Annotated in this window: 1 protein-coding gene; it reads left to right on the top strand. The window is 64.9% G+C overall.

Going from position 1 to position 1,182, the window contains the following annotated elements; genetic code table 11:
* Positions 1-257 precede the first annotated feature (257 nt).
* On the top strand, positions 258-1,163 hold the full coding sequence (locus tag RND78_RS27760) for an IS110 family transposase (RefSeq protein WP_409457155.1): 906 nt from the start codon (positions 258-260) through the stop codon (positions 1,161-1,163).
* The last annotated feature ends 19 nt before the right edge of the window (positions 1,164-1,182 follow it).

The raw sequence follows: 1,182 nt of genomic DNA on the forward strand, positions 1-1,182 counted from the left end.
CATCGCGGCCATGGGCCGCTTGTGTCTTGGCTTGCCGTTAGGATGGAGGTGAGAGCAGCAGGGGGCAGGCTGTAGGGCCGCAGTGTTTCGAGCACGTGTAGGAGCCGGTCCCGCCCCCTGCTGACCTCTGACGTCCCAGCCCGAACAGTTGATCGAGCTTCTACCTCGAACCGCACAAGCGTGGGCCTTCGTCAGGGGCGCTCTCTTCATCAGTATAGGAGGACCGGACGATGAAGGCAGCCTAGGTAGGAATCGATGTGGCCAAGGACACCCTGGCCATTTGTGTGTTGCCGGATAGGCGGCAGCGCGGCTACGCCAATACGCCCGAGGGCTGGGCGCACCTGCTCGATGAGCTCAGCGGTTATGAGGTTCAACGGGTGCTGCTCGAAGCCACCGGAGGCTTTGAGGCGGGTGTGCTGCGTTATCTGGCAGCGGCTGGTCTGCCGGTGGTGCGGATCAATCCGCGTCAGGCGCGCGCCTTCGCCGAGGCCATGGGGAGCCAGGCCAAGACCGATCCCCTGGATGCCGCGTTGCTGGCTCGCCAGGCCCAGGTCCTCGAAGCACCGCTTTATCAACCGCGAACAACACAAGCCCAGGCGCTACAGGAGCTGGTCAAGCGTCGCACCCACTTGGTCGCCCAACGGGACGACGACCGGCGTCGCCTCACCCAGGCGACCCTTCCGAGGGTGCAGGCCAATATTCGCCACTGCCTGGCCTTCCTCGCTCAGCAGATCGCCTCGCTGGACCAGTACATCGCCCAGGCCTGCCGTGAGCTGGACGATGAGCGCACCCGGCGCCTGAGCAGCGTGAGCGGAATCGGACCGGTCAGCGTGGCGAATCTGCTGGCTTATCTCCCGGAGTTGGGCCACCTGGACCGGCGCCAGATCGCCGCCCTGGTGGGCGTGGCGCCCTACAACGCCGACAGCGGCCCCAAAAAAGGCATAAGACGCATAGCCGGGGGCCGCTCCGCGGTCAGGCGTGTGCTGTACATGGCGGCCTGGTCGGTGGTGCGGCACCAGGCCGACTTCAAACGACGCTACCAAGACCTGCGCCAGCGTGGAAAACCCGCCAAGGTAGCCCTGATCGCCTGCCTACGCGTCTTGCTGATTCGGCTCAATGCCATGCTCAGGGACGGTACTCCTTGGCGATCTGAGCCCGCTTGAGAAGACAGTTGCTCCTACA

The organism is Pseudomonas oryzihabitans, from assembly GCF_032027545.1.
Lineage (GTDB): Bacteria > Pseudomonadota > Gammaproteobacteria > Pseudomonadales > Pseudomonadaceae > Chryseomonas > Chryseomonas oryzihabitans_F.